Source organism: Streptomyces sp. NPDC054961, assembly GCF_053609145.1.
Window position 1 is genome coordinate 246,274 of the sequence record NZ_JBSGWY010000003.1, and the last position, 20,125, is coordinate 266,398.

At 73.4% G+C, this 20,125-nt stretch carries 17 protein-coding genes; 12 read left to right on the forward strand and 5 right to left on the reverse strand.

Annotated features, from left to right (window positions below):
* Positions 1 to 122: 122 nt before the first annotated feature.
* Entirely contained in the window at positions 123 to 1,046 is a 924-nt protein-coding gene (locus ACWF9Z_RS05240) for an NADP-dependent oxidoreductase (RefSeq protein ID WP_453597628.1), read from the reverse strand.
* A gap of 135 nt (positions 1,047 to 1,181) precedes the next feature.
* Here ACWF9Z_RS05240 and ACWF9Z_RS05245 point away from each other — a divergent pair, with 135 nt between their 5' ends.
* From ACWF9Z_RS05245 to gatB, 11 genes are all read left to right on the forward strand, one after another.
* Positions 1,182 to 2,219, forward strand: coding sequence for a GlxA family transcriptional regulator (locus tag ACWF9Z_RS05245; protein WP_453597630.1), 1,038 nt, complete (start codon positions 1,182 to 1,184; stop codon positions 2,217 to 2,219).
* A 132-nt stretch (positions 2,220 to 2,351) separates the two neighbouring features.
* Entirely contained in the window at positions 2,352 to 2,696 is a 345-nt protein-coding gene (locus ACWF9Z_RS05250) for a DUF1330 domain-containing protein (RefSeq protein WP_453597632.1), read from the forward strand.
* Between the two features lie 154 nt (positions 2,697 to 2,850).
* Positions 2,851 to 3,540: an SDR family oxidoreductase gene (locus ACWF9Z_RS05255; RefSeq protein WP_453597634.1), complete on the forward strand. Its 690-nt coding sequence runs from the start codon at positions 2,851 to 2,853 to the stop codon at positions 3,538 to 3,540.
* A complete protein-coding gene (locus ACWF9Z_RS05260) occupies positions 3,537 to 4,526 on the forward strand; it encodes a methionine synthase (protein WP_453597636.1) in 990 nt (329 codons plus the stop codon). Before ACWF9Z_RS05255 ends, ACWF9Z_RS05260 begins: the two co-directional genes overlap by 4 nt.
* A 31-nt stretch (positions 4,527 to 4,557) precedes the next feature.
* On the forward strand, positions 4,558 to 6,768 hold the full coding sequence (gene ligA, locus ACWF9Z_RS05265; protein WP_453597638.1) for an NAD-dependent DNA ligase LigA: 2,211 nt from the start codon (positions 4,558 to 4,560) through the stop codon (positions 6,766 to 6,768).
* A 408-nt stretch (positions 6,769 to 7,176) separates the two neighbouring features.
* Positions 7,177 to 9,369, forward strand: coding sequence for a putative bifunctional diguanylate cyclase/phosphodiesterase (locus ACWF9Z_RS05270; protein ID WP_453597640.1), 2,193 nt, complete (start codon positions 7,177 to 7,179; stop codon positions 9,367 to 9,369).
* The gene (locus tag ACWF9Z_RS05275; protein ID WP_453597642.1) at positions 9,366 to 9,836 is read left to right on the forward strand and encodes a nucleoside 2-deoxyribosyltransferase domain-containing protein; all 471 of its coding nucleotides are present in this window, start codon (positions 9,366 to 9,368) and stop codon (positions 9,834 to 9,836) included. Before ACWF9Z_RS05270 ends, ACWF9Z_RS05275 begins: the two co-directional genes overlap by 4 nt.
* 142 nt (positions 9,837 to 9,978) lie before the next feature.
* Positions 9,979 to 10,275 (forward strand): Asp-tRNA(Asn)/Glu-tRNA(Gln) amidotransferase subunit GatC, encoded by a 297-nt coding sequence (gene gatC / locus ACWF9Z_RS05280; RefSeq protein ID WP_007266718.1) that lies wholly within the window; start codon positions 9,979 to 9,981, stop codon positions 10,273 to 10,275.
* Positions 10,276 to 10,279: 4 nt separating this feature from the next.
* Positions 10,280 to 11,782 carry an Asp-tRNA(Asn)/Glu-tRNA(Gln) amidotransferase subunit GatA gene (gatA, locus tag ACWF9Z_RS05285; RefSeq protein WP_453597645.1) on the forward strand — a complete coding sequence of 501 codons (1,503 nt, stop codon included), beginning with the start codon at positions 10,280 to 10,282 and terminating at the stop codon, positions 11,780 to 11,782.
* Entirely contained in the window at positions 11,779 to 12,024 is a 246-nt protein-coding gene (locus ACWF9Z_RS05290) for a hypothetical protein (protein ID WP_453597647.1), read from the forward strand. The genes gatA and ACWF9Z_RS05290 overlap by 4 nt, the downstream gene beginning before the upstream one ends.
* A gap of 15 nt (positions 12,025 to 12,039) precedes the next feature.
* Positions 12,040 to 13,548, forward strand: a complete 1,509-nt coding sequence (gene gatB, locus ACWF9Z_RS05295; RefSeq protein WP_453597649.1) for an Asp-tRNA(Asn)/Glu-tRNA(Gln) amidotransferase subunit GatB — start codon at positions 12,040 to 12,042, stop codon at positions 13,546 to 13,548.
* A gap of 86 nt (positions 13,549 to 13,634) precedes the next feature.
* Here gatB and ACWF9Z_RS05300 read toward each other — a convergent pair whose 3' ends face one another.
* From ACWF9Z_RS05300 to ACWF9Z_RS05310, 3 genes are all read right to left on the reverse strand, one after another.
* The gene (locus ACWF9Z_RS05300; RefSeq protein WP_453597651.1) at positions 13,635 to 15,626 is read right to left on the reverse strand and encodes a protein kinase domain-containing protein; all 1,992 of its coding nucleotides are present in this window, start codon (positions 15,624 to 15,626) and stop codon (positions 13,635 to 13,637) included.
* A gap of 105 nt (positions 15,627 to 15,731) precedes the next feature.
* Positions 15,732 to 16,343: a GNAT family N-acetyltransferase gene (locus tag ACWF9Z_RS05305; RefSeq protein WP_453597653.1), complete on the reverse strand. Its 612-nt coding sequence runs from the start codon at positions 16,341 to 16,343 to the stop codon at positions 15,732 to 15,734.
* Positions 16,340 to 18,535, reverse strand: a complete 2,196-nt coding sequence (locus ACWF9Z_RS05310) for a penicillin acylase family protein (RefSeq protein WP_453597655.1) — start codon at positions 18,533 to 18,535, stop codon at positions 16,340 to 16,342. Before ACWF9Z_RS05310 ends, ACWF9Z_RS05305 begins: the two co-directional genes overlap by 4 nt.
* A gap of 70 nt (positions 18,536 to 18,605) precedes the next feature.
* Between ACWF9Z_RS05310 and ACWF9Z_RS05315 the strand changes: the two genes are divergently transcribed.
* Positions 18,606 to 19,367: a siderophore-interacting protein gene (locus ACWF9Z_RS05315; protein ID WP_453597657.1), complete on the forward strand. Its 762-nt coding sequence runs from the start codon at positions 18,606 to 18,608 to the stop codon at positions 19,365 to 19,367.
* A gap of 100 nt (positions 19,368 to 19,467) precedes the next feature.
* Here the strand turns inward: ACWF9Z_RS05315 and ACWF9Z_RS05320 are convergent, their stop codons facing one another.
* A complete protein-coding gene (locus ACWF9Z_RS05320) occupies positions 19,468 to 19,986 on the reverse strand; it encodes a DinB family protein (protein WP_453597659.1) in 519 nt (172 codons plus the stop codon).
* Between the last annotated feature and the right edge of the window lie 139 nt (positions 19,987 to 20,125).

Sequence of the window (20,125 nt, forward strand, 5' to 3'; positions counted from 1 at the left end):
CCCGGCGGGGGGGCGGGCCCGGTCGCGGTGGCGCCGCGCCCCCCCCGCGGGGGCCCGCCCCCCGCCCCCCCCCCCCCGGGGGCGGTCCGGTTCGGGCCCGCGGCCCCCGGCAGCCGGACCGGTCAGGCCACCGTCAGGACGATCTTGCCGGTGGTGCGGCCGCGGTCGACGATCTCGTGGGCCTTCGCCGCCTCGGACAGCGGCAGGACCGTGTCGACGACCGGGCGGAGCCGGCCCTTCTCCACCAGGGCCGCGATCTCCACCAGGCCCCGGAAGTCCGGCTCGACCAGCGTCCAGCCGGTGCGGAAGCCCTCCGCGTCGGCCGGTACGTCGTCCGGCGAGGGCAGGGTCACCAGGTGGCCTCCGGGCTTGAGGACTTTCAGCGAGCGCTCGCCGTTCTCCCCGCCGAGGGCGTCGATCACGATGTCCACGTCCGATACCGCCTCGGTGAAGTCGGCCGAGCGGTAGTCGATCAGCTCGTCCGCGCCGAGCTCGCGCAGCATGCCGTGCTTGGCCTCGCTCGCCGTGCCGATGACGTACGCGCCGCGCGCCTTGGCGATCTGCACCGCGAGGTGGCCGACGCCGCCCGCCGCCGCGTGGATGAGCACCCGGTGCCCGGGGGCGACCGCGGCCGTGTCCACCAGCGCCTGCCAGGCGGTCAGCGCCGCCAGCGGGAGTGAGGCCGCCTGCACGTGGTCGAGCGAGGCGGGCTTGCGGGCGAAGTGCCGGGCCGGACCCGCCACGTACTCGGCGTAGCCGCCCGCCTGACGGGGGAAGCTCGGCATGCCGTAGACCTCGTCGCCCGGGGCGTACAGGGTCACGCCGGGGCCGACCGCCTCGACGGTGCCGGAGACGTCCCAGCCCACGATGGGGACCTCGCCCCAGGAGATCAGGGCCCCGCTGGCCCGCGTCTTGGAGTCGACCGGGTTCACGCCCGCCGCGTGGACGCGCACCAGGATCTCGTTCAGGCCCGGCTCCGGCCGGTCGATCTCCCGCTCGACCAGGGTCTCGGGGCCGCCCCACTCGCTCACGACCATCGCGCGCATGTCTGTTCTCCTCATCAGTCCGAATACGTCCGACTCGTGCGAAACCGGGGTTTTCCCCGGTGACGTGTCCCAGATTCGGACACCGCGACGGCCGTCGGTATTGGCCGTCCGGCCACTATCTGACAGAATCTGGCCATGAGTGAGGCGCGTACGGAGCGAACGGCACCCACGGGAACCACCGGGGGGAGCGGTGCGAGCGACCGGCACCTGGTCGCCGTGCTCGCCCTGCCCGGCTTCCCCCCGTTCGAGCTCGGGATCCCCTCCCGCGTCTTCGGCAGCGCCGTGGGCGAGGGTGGGGAGGCCCTGTACGAGGTGGTCGTCTGCACCGCCGACGGCGGCCCCGTGCTCAGCGACTCCGGCTTCACCATCCAGCCCGCCGCCGGACCCGAGGCCCTCGCCGCCGCCGACACCGTGATCATCCCGCCCACTCACTCCATGCCCGAGCTGGCCGTCGGGGGACCGTTGCCGCCCGAGGTGGCCGCGGCCATCGCCGGGATCCGCCCCGGCACCCGCCTGGTCTCCATCTGCACCGGCTCCTACGTGCTCGCGGCCGCCGGAATCCTCGACGGCCGCCCCGCCACGACGCACTGGAACCTCGCCCCCGAGTTCCGCCGGGCCTACCCGCGGGTCCTCGTCGACGAGGAAGTCCTCTTCGTCGACGACGGCGACGTCCTGACCTCCGCCGGGGTCTCCGCCGGCGTCGACCTGTGCCTGCACCTGATCCGCCGGGACCACGGCGTCGCCGTCACCAACCGGGCCGCCCGCATGTGCGTCGTACCGCCCTGGCGCGACGGCGGTCAGGCCCAGTACATCGACCGGCCCGTCCCCGAGCCGACCGTCGCCACCACGACCGCCACCCGCGCGTGGGCCCTGGAACGGCTGGCGGAGCCGATCGCGCTGGCCGAGCTGGCCGCCCACGCCCGGATGAGCCTGCGGACCTTCACGCGCCGCTTCCGCGACGAGGTGGGGATGACCCCGGTGCAGTGGCTCACCACGCAACGCCTCGAGATCGCACGCCAGTTGCTGGAGTCCAGCGATCTGCCGGTCGACCTGGTCGCCCACCGGTCCGGCTTCGGCTCGGGCAACTCCCTGCGCCAGCACATGAGGGCGTCCCTCGGCGTTTCACCGATCGCCTACCGGCGCACCTTCCGCCCGGCCCTCGCGGAGGCATGACCCCGGGGGTCATGGCCGCCACGGGCAGCGCTTGGCAGGATCGAACCAGTCGAACCAGTCGAACCAGTCGAACCAGTCGAAGCAGCCGGACCAACGGCCCGACCCGGACCAAGACTTGTGGAGGCACAGACCATGACCGCCTACGCCATCGCCCACATACGCCCCGAGACCATGAACGAGGACATCCTCCGCTACATCGAGGAGATCCAGGCCACCATGGACCCCTTCGACGGCCGCTTCATGGTCCACGGCCGTCAGGTCGAGGTCATGGAGGGCGCCTGGCCCGGCACGATCGTCATGATCGCCTTCCCGGACCTCGGGGCGGCCCGCGCGTGGTACGCCTCGGCCGCCTACCAGGCGCTGATCCCGCTGCGCGCGGACCACATCGCTGGGGACGTCATCCTCGTCGACGGAGTCCCCGCCGACTACGACGCGTCGGAGACGGCCGCCGCCCTGCGCGAGGCGGCCGGCCTCTGAACCGGGGCCCGGATGCCGCTCCGGGGCCCCGCCCGGGTTCCGGCCCGCCCCAGGCCCGCCCGGGCCCGATGCCCGGGTCCGAGGCCCCCGCCCCGGGGTCGCCCGCCCCCGCAGCCGGTAGGGCCGCCCGGGGCCGGGGTGCGAGCATGGCCGCATGGCTACTCACCTGATCACCGGCGCCGGCTCCGGCATCGGCGCCGCCGTCGCGAACCGGCTGCACGCCCGTGGCGACGACCTCGTCCTGCTCGCCCGCGACGCCGCCCGCGCCAAGCAGCTCACCGAGCGCTACCCCGGATCCCGTGCGCTCGTCGGCGACCTCGCCGACCCCGACCGGCTCTCCTGGGCCTTCTCCAAGCAGGCGATCCCCGAGCGCATCGACTCCCTCCTGCACATCGCCGGGATCGTCGACCTCGGCCCCGTCGGCGAGCTGCGCCCCAAGACCTGGCACCAGCAGCTCAACGTCAACCTCATCGCCCCCGCCGAGGTGACCCGCCTGCTGCTCCCCACCCTGCGCGCCTCGCACGCGACCGTGGTCTTCGTGAACTCCGGCGCCGGCCTCGCCGCCCACGCCGAGTGGAGCGCGTACGCCGCCTCCAAGCACGGCCTGAAGGCCCTGGCCGACTCGCTCCGCGCGGAGGAGAAGGAGCACGGCATCCGCGTCACGTCCGTCTACCCCGGCCGTACCGCCACCCCCATGCAGGCCAAGGTCCGCTCGCAGGAGGGCGAGTCCTACGACGCCGCCGACTGGATCGACCCCGAGTCCGTCGCGACGACCGTCGTCATGGCCGTCGACCTGCCCCGCGACGCCGTGGTCAGCGACCTCTCCGTCAGGCCCGGCCGATGAGTGCCACCGGCGGAGCCACCGGCATCGGCTCGCTGCCCGGCGGCGACGCGCGCGAAGCCGCCAAGACGGTCACCGGCTCCTTCGAGGAGTTCCCGTACCTCGCCGAGCTGCCCGCCCGGGGCCCCGGCGCGGACATGATCGGCCGCTCCCTCGGCCTGCTCGTGGACATGTACGCGCACGTGGAGCCCAGCGGCTGGCGGATCAGCGACCGGCCCGGCCGCGACAGCAGGCGGGCCGGTTCCTGGCTCGGTGAGGACCTCGACGCCCTGGAGGAGTTCACCCAGGGCTACCAGGGACGGCTGAAGGTGCAGGCCGTCGGGCCGTGGACGCTCGCGGCCGCGCTGGAGATGCACGGCGGCGAGGCCCTGCTCCAGGACCCGGGCGCCTGCCGTGACCTGGCCGGCTCCCTCGCCGAAGGCGTCCGCGAGCACCTGGCCGACGTGCGCACGCGGATCCCCGGCGCCGAGATCGTCCTCCAGTACGACGAACCCTCGCTGTCGGCCGTGCTGCTCGGGCGGGTCCGGTCCGCGAGCGGCTACCGCACCTACCGCGCCGTCGACCGGCAGGTCGTCGAGGGCACGCTGCGCGACCTGTTCGCCGTCCACGACGGGGAGGTCGTCGTCCACTCCTGCGCGCCCGAAGTGCCCTTCGGGCTGCTGCGGCGGGCCGGGGCCTCGGGCGTGTCGTTCGATTTCTCCTTGCTCACCGAGCGCGAGGACGACGCCATCGGGGAAGCCGTCGAAGCGGGTACGAAACTCTTCGCCGGAGTGGTGCCCGGCACCGACGGCCCGTTGTCGGACCCGGGCGGTAGCGTCATGGGTGTCAGGAAGCTTTGGCGCAGGCTGGGGCTGACCCCGGGGACTCTGGCGGAGTCCGTCGTGGTCACTCCGTCGTGCGGTCTGGCGGGCGCTTCGCCCGCCTACGCGCGCGCGGTCCAGGCGCACTGCGTCAGGGCGGCGAGGTCGCTCGCCGACAACCCTGAGTGATGGATCGAGACGGGCCACGGGAGGACACGGCATGGCAGCCGAACAGAAGCAGGGCAGCGACACGGCCGCACCGGCGGCGGTGCGCGAGCAGCACGCGCTGCTCGCCGAGCAGGTCGAGGAGCACCGCTTCCGGTACTACGTGAACGACCAGCCGGTCGTCAGCGACGCCGAGTTCGACCAGCTGCTGCGCTCCCTGGAGGCGCTGGAGGAGGAGTACCCGGAGCTGCGCACGCCCGATTCGCCCACCCAGAAGGTGGCCGGGGCGTACGAGACGGACTTCGCCTCCGTCGTGCACCGCGAGCGGATGCTCTCCCTCGACAACGCCTTCGACGACGAGGAACTGGCGGCCTGGGCCGAGCGCGTGGCCCGGGACGCCAACACCTCCGACTACCACTACCTGTGCGAGCTGAAGGTGGACGGCCTCGCGGTCAACCTCACCTACGAGAACGGCCGCCTGACCCGCGCCGCCACCCGCGGCGACGGCCGCACCGGCGAGGACGTCACGCCGAACGTCCGCACCATCGCCGAGATCCCCGACCGGCTCAAGGGCGACCGGATCCCCGCCCTGGTCGAGATCCGCGGCGAGGTCTACTTCCCGATGGAGAAGTTCGAGGAGCTCAACGCCCGGCTCGTCGAGGCCGAGGGCAAGCCCTTCGCCAACCCGCGCAACGCGGCGGCCGGTTCACTGCGCCAGAAGGACCCCAAGGTCACCGCGAGCCGCCCGCTGCACATGGTGGTGCACGGCATCGGCGCCCGCGAGGGCTTCGAGATCGAGTACCAGTCGCAGGCCTACGAGCTGCTCCACGAGTGGGGCCTGCCCACCGGCGGGCACAACAAGGTGGTCTCCTCGCTCGCCGAGGTCCGGGAGTTCATCGCGTACTTCGGCGAGAACCGGCACTCCGTCGCGCACGAGATCGACGGCGTCGTCGTCAAGCTGGACGAGATCTCCCTCCAGGGCCGGCTCGGCTCCACCGCGCGCGCCCCGCGCTGGGCCATCGCCTGGAAGTACGCCCCCGAAGAGGTCAACACCAAGCTGATCGACATCAAGGTCGGCGTCGGCCGCACCGGGCGCGTGACCCCGTACGCGCAGGTCGAGCCGGTGACGGTGGCGGGCTCCGAGGTCGAGTTCGCGACCCTGCACAACCAGGAGGTCGTCAAGGCCAAGGGCGTGCTCATCGGGGACACCGTCGTGCTGCGCAAGGCGGGCGACGTCATCCCCGAGATCCTCGGCCCCGTCGTGGACCTGCGGGACGGCAGCGAGCGGGAGTTCGTGATGCCGGCCGCGTGCCCCGCGTGCGGGACGGCGCTGCGCCCGATGAAGGAGGGGGACATCGACGTCCGGTGCCCCAACGCCCAGACCTGCCCCGCCCAGTTGCGCGAGCGGATCTTCTACCTCGGCGGCCGCCAGAGCCTGGACATCGAGAACTTCGGCATGGTGGCGGCGGCCGCGCTGACCGGCCCGCTGGAGCCGGCGCAGCCGCCCCTGCTGGACGAGGGCGACCTCTTCGGCCTGACCATCGAGCAGTTGCTCCCCATCAAGGCCTACGTCCTGGACCCGGACAGCGGGCTGCCCAAGCGGGACCCCAAGACGGGCGAGGAGAAGATCGTCACGGTCTTCGCCAACCAGAAGGGCGAGCCGAAGAAGAACGCCCTGTCGATGCTCGAGAACATCGCGGCCGCCAAGGAGCGCCCGCTCGCCCGCATCATCAACGGCCTGTCGATCCGTCACGTCGGCCCGGTGGCGGCGGAGGCGCTCGCCCGCGAGTTCCGGTCGATCGAGCGCATCGAGCAGGCCACCGAGGAGGAGCTGACCGCCACCGAAGGCGTCGGCGCGATCATCGCCGCCTCCCTCAAGGAATGGTTCGCCGTCGACTGGCACCAGGAGATCCTGCGCAAGTGGCGGGAGGCCGGCGTCCGGATGGAGGAGGAAGGTTCCGGCGAGGAGGAGGGCCCGCGCCCGCTCGAGGGCCTGACCGTCGTCGTCACCGGCACTTTGCAGAGCCACACCCGGGACGGTGCGAAGGAGGCCCTGCAGAGCCGGGGCGCCAAGGTGACCGGGTCCGTGTCGAAGAAGACCTCCTTCGTCGTGGTCGGCGACAACCCCGGCTCCAAGTACGACAAGGCGATGCAGCTGAAGCTCGCCGTCCTCGACGACGCCGGCTTCGCCGTCCTGCTCGAAGAGGGCCCCGACGCCGCCCGCGCGGCCGCCCTCCCGGTGGACGGCGTCGCCGCAGCGGAGTAACGAAGGCGAACGGATGCACGGCGTGCGGCCGCGGGAGCGGGCGCACGCCAGGCGCGGCGGCCGGTGGCACCGGGCGCCGTCATGGCCCCGTCCGGCGGCAATCGGCCGGTACACGGCCACCGCAAGGCCGGTACAAGGCTGTTCGCGGGGCGGTGACCTGTCGGATCATCGGATGGGTGACCCGGGGGTCCTGGTCCAAACTCACCCGTTCGGCGGATACCGTACTGATGAGGATGGCCGGGTCGTATTCGGGCAACCGCCGCCGACCGCTGCCCCTGGGTGCCTCTCGCGTCCTACTGTTGAGGGGTGCGCCCGTCGTGCACGGCTGCTTGACGCGCTGTTGCCGTGAGGGCATGACAACGGGGCCATTGCGTGGCATCGGCATCGCCGGCTGTGAGAGGGACGGGCATGAAACCCACCGAGAGCGCCGACCCGTCACCAGATTTCGGCGGGGACCTCCCGTCCCTGCGGACGGGCCGGTTCGGTGTCCTGGGAGCCAGGACACCGGGATCCCGACCGCTCGGCACCGGGGCGGGCACGGGCGGAGCGGGGCGGAGCGCCGCGCTGCCCTTCGCCGTCGTGGGTCTCGCCGCCGCGCTGCTCGCCGTCGGCATCGTCACGGCGCTGAGCGGCCGTCACGCCCTGTTCCCCGGCGGCCCGGTCGGCTGGGCCCTCGCCCTGCTCACCGGCATCATCGTCGGCCACCTCGTCGCCCTCGGCCGCGACCGCTGGTGGGGCGGCACCGGTTCGGGCGCGGCCCTCACCCTCGCCGTCCTCATCCTCTACGGATGGGTTCCCGCCGGCCTCGTCTCGCTCGCCGTGGTCACCCTCGTCGGGGCCGCCCGCCGGCACCGCTGGCGCCAGGGCCTGCTGCACGGCTCCACCGACGTGCTCGGCATCGGCGCGGGCGCGCTCGTGCTCGCCGCCTTCGGCGAGTCGCCGTCCGTGGAACACCCGTGGGAACCCACCAGCTGGGGGATCGACGCGGTCCCCGAGGTCATCCTGGTCGCCGTCACGTACCTGCTCGTCACCCGCGTCCTGCTGTGGCTCGCACTCGCTCCGCACCACGGGGGACTGCCCACCGTCGCCCGCACCGCACTGCTGCGCCAGGGCCTGGTGGCCGTCGCCCTCCTCGGCATCGCCCCGCTGATCTGCGTGGTCGCCGAATCGCAGCCGGTCCTGCTGCCGCTCTTCGCCGTACCGCTGATCGCCCTCGACTCCACCCTGTGGATCGCCCGCGCCCGCGCCGAGGAGCAGCTGAAGGACCCGCTGACCGGGCTGCCGAACCGCCAGTGGCTGCTGGAGCGCGCCTGGACCGCCCTCGACCAGGCCGAACGGCTGGGCACCCGCTCGGCGCTGGTACTGATCGACCTGGACCGCTTCCGCGCGGTCAACGACACCCTGGGCCACCTCGCCGGCGACCGGCTGCTCCTGCAGATCGCGGACCGGCTGCGCCAGGCCCTGCCCCCGGACGCCGAGGCCGCCCGCCTCGGCGGCGACGAGTTCGCCGTCCTGCTCCCCATCGCCGACTCCACCACCAGCGCCCAGCGGGTCGCGCGCCACCTCGTCGCCGAGCTCAGCTCACCCCTCGACCTGGACGGCCTGACCCTGGTCCTGGAGGCCAGCGCCGGCCTCGCCGTCTTCCCCGACCACGCGCTCGACGCGGAGGGCCTGCTGCGCCGCGCCGACGTCGCCATGTACCAGGCGAAGCGGGACCGCACGGGCGTCGAGGTCTACGAGTCCAAGCGCGACAGCAACACCCCCGACCGGCTCGGCCTGCTGGGCGACCTGCGGCGCGCCCTGGACGCGGGCGAGGTGGAACTGCACTACCAGCCGAAGGTCCGTTTCGACGGGCAGGTGGCCGGCCTCGAGGCCCTCGTACGGTGGGTGCACCCGGAGCGCGGCCGGGTCTCCCCGGACGAGTTCATCGCCATCGCCGAGACGTCCGGGCTGATGCCGCACCTGACGGAGTACGTCCTGGAGACCGCGCTCGCGCAGGTCGCCCGGTGGCGGGCCCAGGGCCTCAAGGTCCCGGTCGCCGTCAACGTCTCGCCGCGCGACGTCCACACGCCCGGCTTCGCGGGCGCGGTGGCCGCGCGCCTGGCCCGCCACGGGGTCCCGGCGAGCGGGCTGCAGCTGGAGATAACGGAACACGTCCTGCTGGAGGACCCGCAGCGGGCCGCCGACACCATGGCAGGGCTGACCGGCCACGGCGTGAAGATGTCCCTGGACGACTTCGGCACGGGCTATTCCTCCCTCGTCCACCTGCGGCGGCTGCCGGTCAGCGAATTGAAGATCGACCGCTCCTTCGTGGCCCGCCTCGCGGTGGACGCCCAGGACGCGGAGATCGTCCGCTGCACGGTGGACCTCGCCCACTCGCTCGGCCTGCTGGTCGTCGCGGAGGGCGTCGAGGACGACGAGACGTGGGAGCGGCTGCGCGACCTGGGCTGCGACGCCGTCCAGGGCTGGCTGGTCGCCGCCGCGATGCCCCCGCAGGAGGCCACGGCCTGGCTGCTCGCCCGCGGCGAGCGCGGCTGGCGCCGGCCGGCGGACATCACGGCCGAGCTGGCGGCGGAGGCCGCGGCCGCGCAGGCGCAGTGAGGTACGTCGAGGCACCGACGGAATACCGGCCCGCGCCGGGCGACGCGCCGTCGGTGTTCCTGGCGGGCGGGATCACGCACTGCCCGCCGTGGCAGCCGCGGGCGGCGGCCGCCCTGGCACGGTTCGTGGTCCTCAACCCCCGCCGCGCGGACTTCGACGTGTCCGACCCCTCGCAGACGGACGTCCAGATCGCGTGGGAGTACGCCCACCTGCGGCGGGCCGACGTCACGCTGTTCTGGTTCCCCGCCTGCGACGCCGCGCTGACGGTCCAGCCGATCACGCTGTACGAACTGGGCTTCGCCGCGGCCGTGCCGTCCCGCCGCCTGGCCGTGGGCGCCGACCCGGGCTACCCGCGCCGCGGGGACGTCGTCACGCAGCTCGCCCTGGCCCGCCCGGACCTCCGGGTCCACCGCACGCTGCCCGGCACCCTGTCCGAGGCCCGGGCCCACCTCACCGGCCTGGCCTGACGCCGGGGCCCCGCGGGGGGCGGAATCGGGCCCGCCCGGAGGGTTCGGGGCGCCCCGGGGGAAACCGGGGCGTCGGGCGGGGGCCGGGCCCCATAGGATTGGGCCCGAAACCTACACACCCGAACCCGCAGAGGATCGCTGCATGCCTGGCATCACGCGCGAGGAGGTCGCCCACCTCGCTCGGCTGGCACGTCTGGAGCTGAAGAGCGAAGAGCTCGACCACTTCGCTGGACAGCTCGACGACATCATCGGCGCGGTCGCCCGCGTTTCCGAGGTCGCCGACCAAGACGTCCCGCCGACCTCCCACCCGCTGCCGCTGACGAACGTCATGCGCGCGGACGAGGTCCGTCCGTCGCTCACCCCCGAGCAGGCGCTTTCCGGCGCTCCCGCCCAGGAGCAGCAGCGTTTCAAGGTGCCGCAGATCCTGGGGGAGGACTAACAACATGACCGACACGCACACGATCATCCGGCTCACCGCCGCACAGACCGCCGAGAAGATCGCCTCCGGCGAGCTCACGGCCGTCGAGGTCACCGAGGCCCACCTGGCCCGCATCGAGGCGACCGACGAGAAGGTCCACGCCTTCCTGCACGTCGACCGCGAGGGCGCCCTCGCCCAGGCGCGCGCCGTGGACGCCAAGAAGGCGGCCGGCGAGAAGCTGGGCCCGCTCGCCGGCGTCCCGCTCGCCCTCAAGGACATCTTCACCACCGTCGGGATCCCGACGACGGTCGGTTCGAAGATCCTCGAAGGCTGGATCCCGCCCTACGACGCCACCCTGACGCGCAAGCTGAAGGAAGCCGACGTCGTCATCCTCGGCAAGACCAACATGGACGAGTTCGCCATGGGGTCCTCGACCGAGAACAGCGCCTACGGGCCCACCGGCAACCCCTGGGACCTCACCCGGATCCCCGGCGGCTCCGGCGGCGGCTCCGCGGCCGCGCTCGCCGCCTTCCAGGCGCCGCTCGCGATCGGCACGGACACCGGCGGTTCCATCCGCCAGCCCGCCGCCGTCACCGGCACCGTCGGCGTGAAGCCCACGTACGGCGGCGTCTCCCGCTACGGCATGGTCGCCTTCTCCTCCTCCCTCGACCAGGGCGGGCCCTGCGCCCGTACGGTCCTGGACGCGGCGCTCCTCCACGAGGTCATCGCCGGCCACGACCCGATGGACTCCACCTCCGTCGACGCCCCGGTCCCGCCGGTCGTCGAGGCGGCCCGCAACGGCTCCGTCGCCGGCATGCGCGTCGGCGTGGTCAAGCAGTTCGCCGGCGAGGGCTACCAGGCCGGCGTCGTCCAGCGCTTCAACGAGTCCGTCGAGCTCCTCAAGGAGCTGGGCGCCGAGATCGTCGAGCTGGACTGCCCCTCCTTCGACCTCGCGATGGCCGCGTACTACCTGATCGCGCCGTCCGAGTGCTCCTCCAACCTGGCCCGCTTCGACGCCATGCGCTACGGCCTGCGCGTCGGCGACGACGGCACCCGGTCCGCCGAGGACGTCACCGCCCTGACCCGCGAAGCCGGTTTCGGCGACGAGGTCAAGCGCCGCGTCATCCTCGGCACGTACGCGCTCAGCTCCGGCTACTACGACGCGTACTACGGCTCCGCCCAGAAGGTCCGCACGCTCATCACGAAGGACTTCGAGAAGTCCTTCGAGCAGGTCGACGTGATCGTCTCCCCGACCACGCCCACCACCGCCTTCCCGATCGGTGAGCGCACCGACGACCCGCTGGCGATGTACCTCGCGGACCTGTGCACCATCCCGACCAACCTGGCCGGCAACTCCGCCATGTCGCTGCCCTGCGGCCTGGCTCCGGAGGACGGTCTCCCGGTCGGACTGCAGATCATCGCCCCGGCGATGAAGGACGACCGGCTCTACAAGGTCGGCGCCGCCGTCGAGGCGGCCTTCATCGAGCGCTGGGGACACCCGCTGCTTGAGGAGGCACCGTCGCTGTGAGCACCAGTGCACTGTCCAAGGCCAAGGGCTTCAAGAAGTCCAAGACCGGCACCTACCTGTCGATCGGCACCACCGCTTTCGGTGCCCTGGGCGTGATCAAGCAGGTCAAGAAGGCCCGCAGCGAGCACGACATGCTGAAGCTGGTCGACGCCGCCGTGTCCGCCGCCGCCATCGTCACCGGCCTCGCGATCCTGTACCGCGAGCTCAAGCGTCTCGGCGACGACGACGTCCTGCTGGGCTGAGAGGGAATTTCCACTGTGACTGCCATCGAACTGCTGTCGTACGAGGACGCCCTCGCGTCGTACGACCCCGTCATGGGCCTCGAGGTCCATGTCGAACTCGGCACGAAGACCAAGATGTTCTGCGGCTGCTCGACCGAGCTGGGCGCCGAGCCCAACACGCAGACCTGCCCGGTCTGCCTCGGTCTGCCGGGCGCGCTGCCGGTCGTCAACGCGATCGGCATCGAGTCCGCCATCAAGATCGGTCTCGCGCTGAACTGCGAGATCGCCGAATGGTGCCGCTTCGCCCGGAAGAACTACTTCTATCCGGACATGCCGAAGAACTTCCAGACCTCCCAGTACGACGAGCCGATCGCCTTCAACGGCTTCCTCGACGTGCAGCTGGAGGACGGCGAGGTCTTCCGCGTGGAGATCGAGCGCGCCCACATGGAGGAGGACACCGGCAAGTCGCTGCACGTCGGCGGCGCCACCGGCCGCATCCACGGCGCGTCCCACTCGCTGCTGGACTACAACCGCGCCGGCATCCCCCTCATCGAGATCGTCACCAAGCCCATCGAGGGCGCGGGCGTACGGGCTCCCGAGGTCGCCAAGGCGTACGTCGCCGAACTGCGCGAGGTCATCAAGGCGCTCGGCGTCTCCGAGGCCCGCATGGACAAGGGCCAGATGCGCTGCGACGTCAACCTGTCGCTGCGCCCGACCCCCGAGTCCGAGCTCGGCACCCGCAGCGAGACGAAGAACGTCAACTCGCTGCGCTCCGTCGAGCGCGCCGCCCGCTTCGAGATCCAGCGCCACGCGGCGGTGCTCTCCTCCGGCGGCTCGATCGTGCAGGAGACCCGGCACTTCCACGAGGAGGACGGCTCCACGACGTCCGGCCGCATCAAGGACAACGCCGAGGACTACCGGTACTTCCCGGAGCCCGACCTGGTCCCGATCGCCCCGTCCCGCACCTGGGTCGAGGAGCTGCGCGCCGGTCTGCCGGAGATGCCGCGCGTGCGCCGCAACCGCCTCCTCCAGGAGTGGGGCGTCACCGAGCACGACATGCAGTCGATCCTGAACGCCGGTGCGGTGGACTCCATCGTCGCCACCATCGAGGCCGGCGCCGACTCGGCCGCCGCCCGCAAGTGGTGGATGGGCGAGCTGGCGCGCAACGCCAACGAGCAGGGCGTCGTCGTCGACGAACTGCCCGTCACCCCCGTCCAGGTCGCGCGCGTCGCGGCCCTGGTCGCGGCTGGCGAGCTCAACGACAAGCTGGCCCGCCAGGTCCTCGAAGGCGTCCTCGCCGGCGAGGGCACCCCGGACGAGGTCGTCGAGAAGCGCGGCCTGAAGGTCGTCTCGGACGAGGGCGCGCTCGGCGCGGCCGTGGACGAGGCCATCGCGGGCAACGCGGGCATCGCCGACAAGATCCGCGGCGGGAAGATCGCCGCCGTCGGCGCGCTGGTCGGAGCGGTCATGAAGACCACCCGCGGCCAGGCCGACGCGGCGCGGGTCAAGGAACTCATCCTGGAGCGCCTGGGCGTCTCCGAGTAGAGCCGTACCGTACGCACGCGGCGGCCCCGCACCGGATCTCCGGTGCGGGGCCGCCGTGCGTCGGGGCCGGATCCGAAAGGGACGGCCTAACGCTTGAGCTGGGGAGCGGCGATGACGACCGTCCCGTTGTCGCAGCCCTTGTCCACCTTGATGCGGAGCCGCAGGGCGCCGCTCACGTCCACCGTGTGGGTGATCGGCTTGCCCAGCTCCACGAGCTCGGAGAAGGCCGCGGGCTGGCCGTCGAGCGAGACGCTGACCCGGCCCTTCTCGTGCTGCGAGCCGTCGTCGATCCCCGCGGTGAACTCCAGGCTCTTCCACTCGCGGTTGAGGTCGAACTCCGTGTACGCGTCGAAGTCGCAGCTGCGCTCCTGGATGAACGCGGCACCGTACTGCTTGGTGTTGATCTTGGCCGGTCCGATCTCGAACCCGCCCAGGTCCTTCACGGGGGCCATCACGGTCAGGTCCGCCGCCTTCACTCCCGGCGCCACCCCGGAGGGGGGCTGGGAACCCGTCGCGGTGGGCTGCGCCGTCGGTCCTCCGGAGGCGGACGCCGACGCGGAGGCGGACGGGCTGGGCGTCGGCGTGGGAGTCGGGCTCCCGGACGGCGAGGACGAGGAGGCCTTGTCCCCGCCGCTCGCCGTGTTCGCGCCGTGCGCCTCCTCCTTGTCCCCGAGGAGCTTGACGCCGAGCACCGCGCCGACGCCCACCACGAGCACCGCGAGCACCGCCCCGAGCACCAGCCCGGTCCGCCGCTTCTTGCGCGGCGGCGGGGGCAGCGGCTCCGTGGGGGACACGGCCGCGGGCGCGGGACCGTACCCTTGCGGCACGCTCGCCCGCACCGGTGGCGGGGTGTGCACGGGCTCGGCGGCCGGCGGGGCCGCGTACACGGGCTGGGCCGGCTGGGCCGGCGGCGGGGCGGCGTACACGGGCTGGGCCGGCTGGGCCGGCGGCGGGGCGGCGTACACGGGCTGGGCCGGCTGGGCCGGTGGCGGCGTGTACACCGGCTGCTGCGGGGGCGCCGGGGCAGCCGTGGGCGGTGCCGGCTGCTGCTGGGGCGCGGCCACCGGCCTCGGCGGGACGGCGGCGGGAGGCGTGAGCGGCGGCGAGACCGGGGGCGCGGACGGAGGCGGGAACGCGGGCACGGCCGGGACCGCGTCGTGGGCCACCCGCTGCGAGGTGGACGTGGTCGTGGACACCACCGCGCGCCGGACGTCCTTCATCCAGCCCGCCAGGTTCACCGGCCGCTTCAGCGGGTCGGAGGCGTAGATGGAGGCGATCCGCGCCCGCTGTTCCGCGTCCAGCACGGCGATCTGCGGCAGCCTGGTGAGGGCCTGTGCCAGCAGCTCCGGGGTCGCGGGCGGCGACTCCCCGCTGAGCAGGAAGTAGGCCAGGGCCCCGAAGGCGTACCGGTCCGTCCCCGGCGTCCGCTTGCCGTCGAACACCTCGGGAGCCGCGTACCCCTGGGTGAACCAGACCTCCGCGGTCTGGTGGTCGGCGGTCAGCTTGCTGAGGCCGAAGTCCACCAGCGTGGCCTGCCCGTGGGCGTCGACCATGACGTTGCCGGGGGACAGGTCGCCGTGGATCACCTGGCGGCCGGACGGGGTGGCCTTCCCCGAGTGCAGCCAGTCCAGTACGTCGGCCAGCTGCTCCAGCGTGCGCATCACCTCGCGCCGCTCGGCGGCCGTGGCGAGCGTCCGCTCGGCCCGCCAGTCCCGCAGGTCCAGCCCGTCGACGTGGTTCATGACCAGGACGAGGGCACGCCCGGTCAGCGTCCCGGATTCGCCGGGCCGGTGGATCGGCGGTCCCTCGAAGTGCTCCCGTACGCCCACGACCCCGGGCCGGTGGACGAAGCGCAGCAGCTCCGCCTGCTCGTTCCACTTCTGGCTGATGCGGTCGAACACGTCCGGTGTGATCGTGGTCTTGGAGTCGAGCACCTTCACGACGACCGGCTCGGCCCCGCCCGCGAGTTCGATCTCCGCGAGATAGAGCACGGCCTCCCCGCCGCGCCCGATGGCCCGGAGCAACCGGTAACGGTCGGCTGCCGCGTCAGGGCCGATGTGCAGATTCTGGCTGGTCAATTTCCCCCCAGCGCCATTGATATGAGTGGAGATCAGCTTCCCGGCGCGGGAGGGGATGGTCAAGCGGGGACGGCGACGAATGTGGTGCTCACGGCGGCGCGCGGATCACCGGAGCGTCGGCAGGGCCCCCGACACGTCGAGCAGGAGCAGGCGGGCCTGCTTGGCCGGGAGGTAGACCTCGGGGAGGTCGATCTCCGGGAGCTCGACCTCCGGGCCGAGGGCGAAGCCGGTGCGCTGGAGGCGGGCTATGGCCTTGCCGTTGCGCGCGTCCGGTTCGGCGACGACGCGGCGGACCGAGGGGTCGGACACGACGTACGCCATGAAGGCGGTCAGCAGGGCCGCGGTGAAGCCCTGTTCGGCGACGCCGGGGCCGGGGCCGATCAGCAGGTGCACGCCGATGTCCCCGGGCCGGACCTCGTAGCACTCGCTGACGCGGTCCTGCGCGCAGTCGTACGTCTGGAACAGGGCGACGGGCTCCCCGTCGCGACGCGCCAGGTACGCGTGGTGGGTGGTGCGGGCGTCCACGTCCGCGTAGATCTCCTCGACCAGCGCCCGGTCGGCTCCGGCCATGCCCCAGAAGGCGGCCCGTTCCTGGGTGACCCAGCCGTGGATGAGGGCGGAGTCGGCGGCGGGGTCGACGGGCGTGAGGGTGACGGTGCCGAAGCCCTCCACGAGGTGGGTGTGGACCGGTCGGCGGGTGTTCGGCGAGGTGGTCATGCGGATTCCTTGGTGAGGCGGGACCAGTCGGTGACGACCGGGACGAGTGCGCACCGCGCCCAGAGCGGGAGCTGGTCGTGGTGGTGGGGGGCGGTGGTGACCCCGTCCGCGCCGAGCGGGACCGCCCAGAGGCTGTCCTCCCGGCGGGCCAGGTCCCAGACGAACCGGGCCGCCGACGCGCGGGCGGCGAGGTCGGTGTAACCGGGCACGGTGGAGGTGGCGTTGACGCAGTCGTGGTCACCGCCGAGGCCCGGCCACACGGTGTCCCGATCCGGCAGGGCCGACCAGGGGGCCAGCCGGTGCACCTGCGACCAGGGGGCGTCGGGGGTGTCGGCGGCCGTGTCCTCCAGGGCGGCCCGGACGTGCGCGGCCCGGTCGAGTCCGGGCAGCAGCGTGGTGCCGAGCAGACCCTCCAGGGCGTAGCCGACGCGGGGGAGCAGGTACAGCCAGGGGTGGAACACCTCCGGGCCGTCCGGGGCGTCCGCGAGGCCCGCGAAGACCGGGTCGGCGGCGAAGCGGCGTACGGTCGCCGCCCGGAAGGCCGAGAAGACGGTGGCGTCGGTGCTCCCGGCGTCCATGCGCCGGTCCCAGCCGAGCAGCCGGGTCCGCAGCGCGTCGGCGGCGGCGGAGAGGCCCTCGAGCGCGGGCAGCAGGGCGAGCAGCGGCGCGGCGGACGCGAGGTGGGTGTCCGCGTGCACCTCGGCCATGTCCTTCGCGGACCAGTCCGTCGAGCCGGAGAGCAGCTCACGGATGCGGTTGGCGCGGTGCGGGGGCGCGAACTCCACGCCGAGCGGGGAGGCGATCCCGCGCGCGTTCGCCATGACGGCGAAGCCCTGGACGGGCTCGGCCGGGGTGTCGGCCCAGCCCTGCCAGGCGTGCCGGGCGTCCCGGGCGGGGACGGGGCGCAGCCGGTTGGCGGGATCGCGCAGCGGGACGGCTCCGGCGACGCGGTGCAGCAGGCCGCCCTCGGTGTCGGCGGCGTGGACCACGTTCACGGGCTCGGCCCAGCCGTCGAGGGCGGCGTCGACGTCGGCGACGGTGCGGGCGCGCAGGAGGGCGGGGAGGGCGGCGAAGCCGAGGTCGCGGCGGACGCGGGGCGGGTAGCGCAGCGAGAGGGTCCGGCCGCCGGGAGCCGGGGCGGGGCCGCGGTCGGTGCCCGAGGCGCCCGCCGCGCCCGCCGCGTTCGAAGTGCCCGAGGTGCCCGTCGCGTTCGCGGGATCCGCGCCGTCCGTGGCGTCCGCGTCGTCCGTGTCGTCCGCGCGGATGATCACGGGGCCGCGCGCGGTCTCCAGCACCTCGACCTCGACGGGGCCGGCTCCGGCGACGGTGATGGTCTCGGTGTGCCGGGCGACCGGCTCCCAGGCGCCGTCGGGGCCGAGCGCCTCGATCCGGCCGTCCTCCAGGGTCCGCAACCGCTCCTCGTACAGGTCCTGGTAGTCGGCCATGGCGTTGGTGATGGCCCAGGCGACGCCGCCGGTGTGCCCGAAGTGGGCGAGGCCGGGGACGCCGGGAACGGCGAGTCCGAGGACGTCGTAGTCGGGGCAGGCGATACGAATCTGCTGGTAGACGCCGGGGTCCTCGATGAACCGGTGGGGGTCACCCGCGATGATGGCCGCGCCCGTGGAGGTGCGGTCGCCCGGGACCAGCCAGCCGTTGCTGCCGGCGGTGCCGGGGCCGTCGGTGGCGAACAGGGTGACGGCCTCGTCGCCGAGGACGCGGGCCACGCGCTCGCGCCACAGCTTGGTGGCGAAGCCGGCGAACAGGATGTGCGTGGAGATCCAGACGGCGAGCGGGACCCAGGGCTCCCACGGCTCGGGGGCGTGCCCGAACCGTTCGTCGCGGGCGGCGCCGGAGGCGAGCCCGTCGTTGACTCCGGCGACGTAGGCCCCGACCCAGGCGGCGGTCTCCGGGTCGAGCTCCGCGTAGCAGCGGCGGGCGGTGTCGGCGAGGCGGCTCTGGCGGGCGAAGCGGTCCCAGGCGACGGAGTCGGGGCCGAGGAGGGAAGCGCTCGCGCCCTCGGCGCGCAGGCGCTCGACCTCCAGCTGCCAGGCGCGGTCGAAGGCGGTGGTGCGGCCCTGGGCGTACGAGAGCCGGAGCGGGTCCGGGGCCTGGAGGTGAGGAATGCCCCAAGCGTCCCGGTAGAGCGCGTAGTTCTCGTCGTCCTCGTATGCGTCGTCGTCCGTACTGCTCACTAGGCTCACACTCTTCCCCAAGTGCATTTAGGTTAGGCTGGCCTAACTATAAGGGGAAGGTGGACGTGCGATGAGCGTCGCGAGCGGGGCAGTGAAGACGGCCAAGGGCTGGGAGGGGGTCGTCCTCAAGCTCCTGCGGGCCAAGGACTTCACCTTCACGGTGGTGGGGGCGGAGCAGGTCACCGAGCACTTCCGCCGGGTCCGGATGACGGACGGCGGGCTGCTCGCGGCCGCGGCGCAGTCGCTCCACCCGACGATGTGGGTCCGGCTCTGGTTCGCGGCCGCCGACGGCAAGCCGCACCAGCGCGCGTACACCCTGGTCGACCCGGACCCGGCCGCCGGCACCTTCGCGCTGGAGTTCGCGCTGCACGACGGGGTCGCGAGCGACTGGGCCCGGCGCGCGGAGCCGGGCGACACCATCGAGGCGACCGTGCAGGGCACGGGCTTCGCGGCCCCGGACCCGGCGCCGGCCCGGCTGCTGGTGATCGGCGACCCGGCGTCGCTGCCCGCCGTCAACTCCCTGCTGGACTCCTTCCCCGACACCGCCGCGACGGTCTGGTTCGAGACGCAGCACGCGTCGGACGCCGACCTCCCGCTACGGGTGCACGCGGAGCGCCACGAGGTCCGCCGGGTCGAGCGGGGCGCGGGCGGGGGCGAGGCCCTGGCCGAGCGGGTCCGCGCCGAACTCCCGGACCTGCTCGGCGAACCGGGTTCGGCCTACGTCTGGCTGGCCTGCGACACGGCCACCACCCGCACCCTGGCCACCTGGCTCCGCAAGGACCTGTCGGTCCCGAAGCAACGCGTCAACGCCCTGGGCTACTGGCGGCCCTGAGGGCCGGTGGGGGGCGGGGGCGCGGCCGTGAGCGCGTCGGCGGGCTGAGCCGCGGGCGGGGTCACGGGCAGGGGTCATGGGCGGGGGTCACGGGCAGGGGTCACGCGCCCGTGGTGCCGTCGATGGCCTCGCGGAGGAAGTCGGCGTGGCCGTTGTGGCGGGCGTACTCGTGGATCATGTGCAGCATGAGCATGCGGAGCGAGGCGTCCCCCTCCCACTTCACGACGTACGTCGTCACGTCGAGGGACTCGGCGGCCGCCTCGACCGCCCGCGCGTGCTCCACCTCCGCCTCCCAGGCCGCGAAGGCCTCGGCGCGGGTCGAGCCCGAGGCGTCGTAGGCGGCCTGGAAGTCGCGCTCGTCCGACCACAGGTGCGGGACGTCGGCCCCGCCCACGGTGCGGCGGAACCAGTGCCGTTCGACCTCCGCCATGTGCCGGACCAGCCCCAGCAGGGAGAGCGTGGAGGGCGGGGACGCCCGGCGGCGCAGCTCCTCGTCGGTGAGCCCGTCGCACTTCCAGGCGAGGGTGGCGCGGTGGTAGTCGAGGTGGGCGCGGAGCATCTCGCGCTCGCCCGCGGTGAGGGGCGGCCCGATGCGGTGGGTGGGTTCTGTCGCTGCCATGGGTGCGATCTTGCCCCGATGCTCCGCGGGGCGGAAGCCGTTCGCCTCATCTGCGCCCGCCCTCCCGTCCCCGGGCGGGCAGACCTCCCGCGGCGCGACACGCCGGCGCTGCCCGCGGCGCGACGCCCGTGCTGCCCGC

Coding starts and splice junctions, on each gene's coding strand:
- ACWF9Z_RS05240 (WP_453597628.1), bottom strand. CDS start 1,046: ATGCGCGCGATGGTCGTGAGCGAGTGGGGCGGCCCCGAGACCCTGGTC.
- ACWF9Z_RS05245 (WP_453597630.1), top strand. CDS start 1,182: ATGAGTGAGGCGCGTACGGAGCGAACGGCACCCACGGGAACCACCGGG.
- ACWF9Z_RS05250 (WP_453597632.1), top strand. CDS start 2,352: ATGACCGCCTACGCCATCGCCCACATACGCCCCGAGACCATGAACGAG.
- ACWF9Z_RS05255 (WP_453597634.1), top strand. CDS start 2,851: ATGGCTACTCACCTGATCACCGGCGCCGGCTCCGGCATCGGCGCCGCC.
- ACWF9Z_RS05260 (WP_453597636.1), top strand. CDS start 3,537: ATGAGTGCCACCGGCGGAGCCACCGGCATCGGCTCGCTGCCCGGCGGC.
- ligA (WP_453597638.1), top strand. CDS start 4,558: ATGGCAGCCGAACAGAAGCAGGGCAGCGACACGGCCGCACCGGCGGCG.
- ACWF9Z_RS05270 (WP_453597640.1), top strand. CDS start 7,177: ATGAAACCCACCGAGAGCGCCGACCCGTCACCAGATTTCGGCGGGGAC.
- gatC (WP_007266718.1), top strand. CDS start 9,979: ATGCCTGGCATCACGCGCGAGGAGGTCGCCCACCTCGCTCGGCTGGCA.
- gatA (WP_453597645.1), top strand. CDS start 10,280: ATGACCGACACGCACACGATCATCCGGCTCACCGCCGCACAGACCGCC.
- ACWF9Z_RS05305 (WP_453597653.1), bottom strand. CDS start 16,343: ATGACCACCTCGCCGAACACCCGCCGACCGGTCCACACCCACCTCGTG.
- ACWF9Z_RS05315 (WP_453597657.1), top strand. CDS start 18,606: ATGAGCGTCGCGAGCGGGGCAGTGAAGACGGCCAAGGGCTGGGAGGGG.
- ACWF9Z_RS05320 (WP_453597659.1), bottom strand. CDS start 19,986: ATGGCAGCGACAGAACCCACCCACCGCATCGGGCCGCCCCTCACCGCG.